Here is a 6168-nt window from a genome sequence, read left to right on the forward strand (position 1 = left end):
GCCGTTCTCCCAGACGGCGCCGGTGGCGTCCGACTTTACGAAGATCGTGCCGTGGCGGCTGAAGGCCGGGCCGAAGCTGTAGTCCAGATGACCGGTGTAGCTGGCGCCCGCGGCCAGCGCGCCGTCGTGGGCGACGTTGCCCAGCACGATGTCGTCGCCGTCGCCCAGGATGGCGTTGGTGCTGTAGACGATGCGATCGGTCCAGCCGACCGAGCGGCCGGCGCCGACGCCGACGTTCTGGACGGTCCACTCCACCGTGATGCTGGCCGGGTCGTCGATGACTTGCGTGGGCGCACTGACGCTGAGGACCGCGAGGTCGGCGTAGGCGTCGAGCGCCACGTTGATGGCCAGCGAATCCTGGTTGTTGCCTTCGTTGGTTGCCTCGTTGTTGGCGGCCGCGGTGTCGGTGACGACGATCAGGCGCCATGAGCCGGACAGGTCCACTGGCAGCGTGAAGTTCAGGCTGCCGTCGCTGCTGCCGCCCGCGGCCAGGCTGTCGATGAGGCGCTCGCCYAGCAGCGTGTCGCCGCCGTCGACGAGGCCGTCCTTGGACAGGTAGACCTTCTCGCGGATGTTGGCGGCTGCGGCGCTGCCGGTGTTGCGCGTCTTCCAGGCCAGCGCGATGGCTTCGCCGCCCTGCAGCAGGCCGGTCGTCGTCAGGTTGCCGACGACGAGGTCGGGGGCCACGATGGCGACGGCCTGCGTCGCGACGTTGTCGGTCTCGTTGGACTCGATGACGTAGTTGCCCTTGTCGGCGGCGATCTCCAGGCGCCAGTTGCCCGGCGGGATGGCCGGCACGGCCAGGCTGAGGTTCTGCGTCAGCGTGCCGCCGGCGCCCAGCGTCTGGAAGGCCCAGGTGGTGGTGAGCACCTGCGTGGGCGCCAGGCCCAGCGTGTCGACGAGGCGGATCTCTTCACCGAAGAAGCCGCTGATCGCGTCGTTGCCGGCGTTGCGCACCGTGTAGCTGACCTGCACGGTCTGGCCCACGCGCCAGCTTGCGGGCGCACTGACGCCTTCGATCTGCAGGTTGGGCTTGGGCTCGGCCTTGACGGTGGTCGCGTCGGTGGCGACGACGACGTTGTTGTCGGTGCGGCCCAGTTCATAGACCGCTGTGAAGGCATCGGTCTTGACGATGAAGTAGCGCGCACCGGCGGCGTCGCGCGGCACGGTGAAGTCCAGGCCGGCGGCGTAGCTGTCGCCCATGGCCAGCGTGCCGACGCGGGTGACCGAGCCSAGCAGCGTGGACTGCGCGGTCAGGCTCGCGGTGCTGCTGAGGTAGACCTGRTCGACCCAGCGGTTGACGTCGGTGGCGACGGTGCCCGAATTGCGGACGGACCACTCCACGCGCGCGCTGCGGCCCGCRAAGACTTCGGCCGGCACGACGGTGAGCGTCGGCACGAGGTCGGCATAGGTCTGGCTGATCGCGATGGCGGCCGAGACCTTGGCGTTGTCGGCGCGCGTGTCGGGCTCGGTGACCTTGGCGGTGGCGTCGCTGATGACGGCGATGCGGTAGCTGCCGTCCAGGCGCGTCGGGATGCGCACGGTGGCCGTCTGGCTGTAGTCGACACCCGAGGCCAGGCTGGCGTTGCGCGGGATCTCGGCGAGCACCACGTCGTCGCCGTTGCCGGCGATGTCGTCGCGGCTCAGCACGATGCGGTCGACCCAGCCGTTGGTGGCCGTGGCGGCGGCACCGCCGTTGTTCTTGACGGTCCAGCCGACGCTGATCTCCGCACCGGAGCTGGCGCTGGCGGGCACGTTGAGCGCCGTGACGGCGAGGTCGGCATAGGTGCGCAGCGCGGCCGTGAAGCTCCACGTCGCGTCGTTGTTGCTCTCGGCCGTGTTGTCGGCGTTGGCCTCGAACAGGATGCCGGCACCGGTGCTGCTGCGGTCGACGCTGACGGTCACGTCGAAGGTGCCGGCGCCCTTGAGGCCTTGCGGCAGCGCGAAGCCGTAGCTGCGCTGGCGCACCTCGCCCGCGGCCAGCGGCAGCGCGGCGTTGCCGGCGAAGCTGACGAGCGTGTCGACGAGGATGGGACCGGCGCTGCCGTCGGCATTGCGCTGGCGGATGACGACACGGTCCTGGTAGCTCAGGTTGGTCGCGACGCGGCCCTGGTTGACATCGTCCCAGCGCAGCGTCAGCACATCGCCCGAGGTGGGCGTGGCGCTGTCCAGGCTGAGGTTGCGGGCGATCAGGTCGCTGCCGACGTTGACGTTGCGTTCGAGCTGGTTGTCAGTCTCCAGCGAGCCGGTGCTGTTGAACTCGGCGATCTCGTTGCCGGCGTCGACGGTGACGCGCAGCCGGATCGCGCCGGCCGCGTTGGCGCCGCCGGGCCAGTTGAACGTGGCCGTGCGGTTGACGCTGGCACCGGGCGCGGCTTCAGCGGGCGTGCCGGTCTTGGTGATGCTGGCAATGACGACGCCGGTGGTCTGGTTGAGCACCTCGACGCGCTCGGTCCAGCTGCGGCCGGGCGGGATGGTGCCGGCGTTGGCAGTGGTCCAGCCGACGGTGATGGTGTCGCCGTTCTGCCAGTCGCCCGCCGGGCTGATGCTGAGGTTGCTGGCCGTCAGGTTGACGTAGTTGACGTACTCGGCCAACGTGCTGGTGAAGGCGATCTGGCCGCGGTTGTTGGTCTCGCCCTTGCCGCCTTCCTTCTGGGTGTTGCCGAAGTCGCTCTCGACGACGGCCAGCAGGTTGCCGGCGCCGGTGGGGCCGTCGGGCAGCTTGAGCGTCGCGGTGCGGGTGATGCTGGCGCCGGCGGCCAAGGCGCCGGAGGTGGCCTCGACGTAGGGCACGAAGAACTCGGCCAGCACGTCGCCGCTGGCGGAGCGCAGCGTGACGCGGTCGGCGAAGTCGCCGATGGTGGGCGTGGCGCCCAGGTTGGTGGTGGTCCAGGTCACGACGACCTGGCCGCCGGACAGGAACTGGCTGGCGCCCGCGGCCGGCACGACGCTGACGTCCTTGACGCTGAGGTCCATGCCGACGGCCTTGTCGACTTCGGCGACCAGGGCGTTCAGGTCCCAGGTGGTGCCGTCGGCGAACTTGACCTGCTGCAGCGGGTTGTACTGGTTCTTGGGGTCGTTGTTGTAGAAGAAGTAGCAGACGGTCAGCTTGTCGTCGCTGTTGGCCAGGCCGATGCTGATGGCCGTGTACTGCGCCGTGCGGTAGTCGAACACGCGGCGCACGATGACGTCCGCCGGCGTGATGCCGGGCTTGAAYTGCAGCGTGTTGAYCTTGTTSMAGTCGTASGSGCTCTCGATGAGCGTGTCCTGGCCGTCGCCGCGGCCGAACAGGTAGGTGTTGTTGCCGTAGCCGGGGTTGAGGGTGTCGTTGCCGGACCCGCCTTCGAAGCTGTCGTTGCCGTCTTCACCGGCCAGGCTGTCGTCGCCAGTGCCACCGAGGATGGTGTCGTTGCCCGCGCGCGCACTGATGCTGTCGTTGCCGGCGCCACCATCCAGCGCCTCGGACCAACTGGTGCCGGCGATGCTGTCGTTGCCTGACGCACCGGCGAGGGTGCGGGCCACGATGTCGGCCAGCGCCCAGACCGTGCCGTCGGCGAACTGGATCTTCTGCAGCGGGTTGTAGCCGCGGTTGGGGTCCTCGTTCTCGAAGAAGGCGTTGACGATGAGCTTGTCGCCGCCGTTGCCGTACGCCACTTCCAGCGCACGGTAGGCGCGCGCGCCCTCCTCCAGCACACGGCTGAGCCTGACGTCGCTGGGCGCGATGCCGGCCTTGAACAGCAAGGTGTTGGTCTTGCTGGTGTCGTAGTCGGTGTAGGCCAGCGTGTCGACGCCGTCGCCCAGGCCCAGCGTGATGGTGTTGTTGCCGTAGCCGACGTTCAGGTAATCGTTGCCGGCGCCGCCGTCCAGCGTGTCGGCGCCATCGCCGCCGTAGAGCAGGTCCTCGCCGGCGCCGCCTTCCAGCGTGTCGTTGCCGGCTTCGCCGGACAGCGTGTCGTTGCCGGCGCCACCCTTGAGCGTGTCGTTGCCGCCGCGGGCTGCCAGCGTGTCGCCACCGGCGCCGCCCTCCAGCGTCTCGTTGGCGGCCGTGCCGGTCAGATAGTCGGCCCCATCGGTGCCGGCGTTCACGCGGGCGACGATGTCGGCCAGGACCCAGACCGTGCCATCAGCGAACTGGATCTTCTGCAGTGGGTTGTAGCCGCGGTTGGGGTCGTCGTTCTCGAAGAACGCGTTGACTATGAGCTTGTCGCCGCCGTTGCCGTAGGCCACTTCCAGCGCACGGTAGGCGCGCGCGCCCTCTTCCAGCACACGGCTGAGCTTGACGTCGCTGGGCGCGATGCCCGTCTTGAACAGCAGCGTGTTGGTCTTGCCGGTGTCGTAGGCGGTGTAGGTCAGCGTGTCGACGCCGTCGCCCAGGCCCAGCGTGATGGTGTTGTTGCCGTAGCCGACGTTCAGGTAGTCGTTGCCGGCGCCGCCGTCCAGCGTGTCGTTGCCATCCTCGCCATAGAGCACGTCGTCGCCGGCGCCGCCCTTGAGCGTGTCGTTGCCCGCGCCGGCGCTGAGGGTGTCGTTGCCGCCGCCGCCATCCAGCGTTTCACCCCAGGCGGTACCGCCCAGCGTGTCGCCCGCGGCGGTGCTGGCCAGCACCATGGCCTGGATGTCGCTGATGCTCCAGACGGTGCCATCGGCGAACTGGATCTTCTGCAGCGGGTTGTAGCCGCGATTGGGGTCCTCGTTCTCGAAGAACGCGTTGACGATGAGCTTGTCGCCACCGGTGCCGTAGGCCACTTCCAGCGCGCGATAGCTTCGCGCGCCCTCTTCCAGCACGCGCTTGAGCTTGACGTCGCTGGGGGCGATGCCGGCCTTGAACAGCAGCGTGTTGGTCTTGCCGGTGTCATAGGCGGTGTAAGTCAGCGTGTCGACGCCGTCGCCCAGACCCAGCGTGATGGTGTTGTTGCCGTAGCCGACGCTGAGGTAATCGTTGCCGGTACCGCCGTCCAGCATGTCGTTGCCGTCCTCGCCGTAGAGCAGGTCGTCGCCCGCACCGCCCAGCAAGGTGTCGTTGCCACCGCGCGCGCTGAGGCTGTCGTTGCCGGCGCCGCCGTCCAGCGTCTCGCCGGCGGTGGAGCCGGTCAGCGTGTCGTCACCGGCCGTGGGCAGGTTCAGGCGCGCGAAGATCTCGCTGGCTGTCCAGATCGTGCCGTCGTCAAACTGCAGCTGCTGGACGGGGTTGTAGGGGTTGGTGGGGCTGTCGCTTTCGACGAAGTAGTTGATGACCAGCTTGTCGGCCGTGCCGGCAATGCCGATCTGCAGCGCGCTGTAGCGGTTGGTCTGACTGTCCAGCGCGCGCTTCAGCACGAGGTCGCTCGTCAGGATGCCCGCACCCAGGCGCACGACGTTCAGACGGCTGCCGTTGGTGTCGCCGCTGTAGAGGATGGTGTCGGTGCCATCACCACGGTTGAACAGATAGGTGTTGTTGCCCGTGCCGCCGGACAGTAAGTCCGTGCCGGCACCGCCGGCGAGGATGTCATTGCCACCGAGGGCGTTGAGGGTCTCGTCGGCGGCCGTGCCGGTCAGCGTTTCGGCGAGGTTGGTGCCGTTGATGGTCGTCGTGGCCGGTGCCGTCTCCAGGCGGGCGGTGATCGCCGCCAGGTCCCAGGCCGTGCCGTCGGCGAAGCGCAACTGCTGGACCGGGTTGTAATAGCTGGCGGTGCTGCCGCCCTGGAAGAAGTAGTTGACGATCAGCCGGTCGTCGCTGCCCGCGAGGGTGATCTCCAGCGATTCGTTCGCACCACCCTGGGTGCCGGTGACCCGGCGCAGCACGACGTCGGCCGTCGTGATGCCGGCCTTGAACTGAACCGTGTTGAGCTTGCCCGTCGTGCTGTCGTATTGCGACGCCACGAGGTCCTGCCCGTCACCTCGGCCGAACAGGTAGGTGTTGTTGCCGTAGCTACCGTCCAGGTAGTCGTTGCCCGTGCCACCGTCTAGCGTGTCGTTGCCGTAGCCGCCGTACAGCGCGTCGTTGCCTTCGCCGCCGGTCAGCGTGTCGTTGCCGTCCAGCCCTTCCAGGCTGTCGTTGCCGCGCCCGCCGGTCAGCGCATCGCCACCGGTGGTGCCGCGCAGCACGTCGTCGGCCGCCGTGCCCTGGCCCAGCGCCGCCAGGATGGCGCCGATGTTCCACGTCGTGCCGTCGTCGAAGCGGACTTGCTG

General features: G+C 68.6%; 1 protein-coding gene. It reads right to left on the minus strand.

What is annotated here, in order from left to right:
• On the minus strand, nucleotides 1–6168 hold a 6168-nt coding region (locus tag AC1D29_RS29500), incomplete at both ends, for a calcium-binding protein (RefSeq protein WP_477904326.1).

It is taken from the genome of Roseateles sp. P1_C6 (assembly GCF_056406315.1).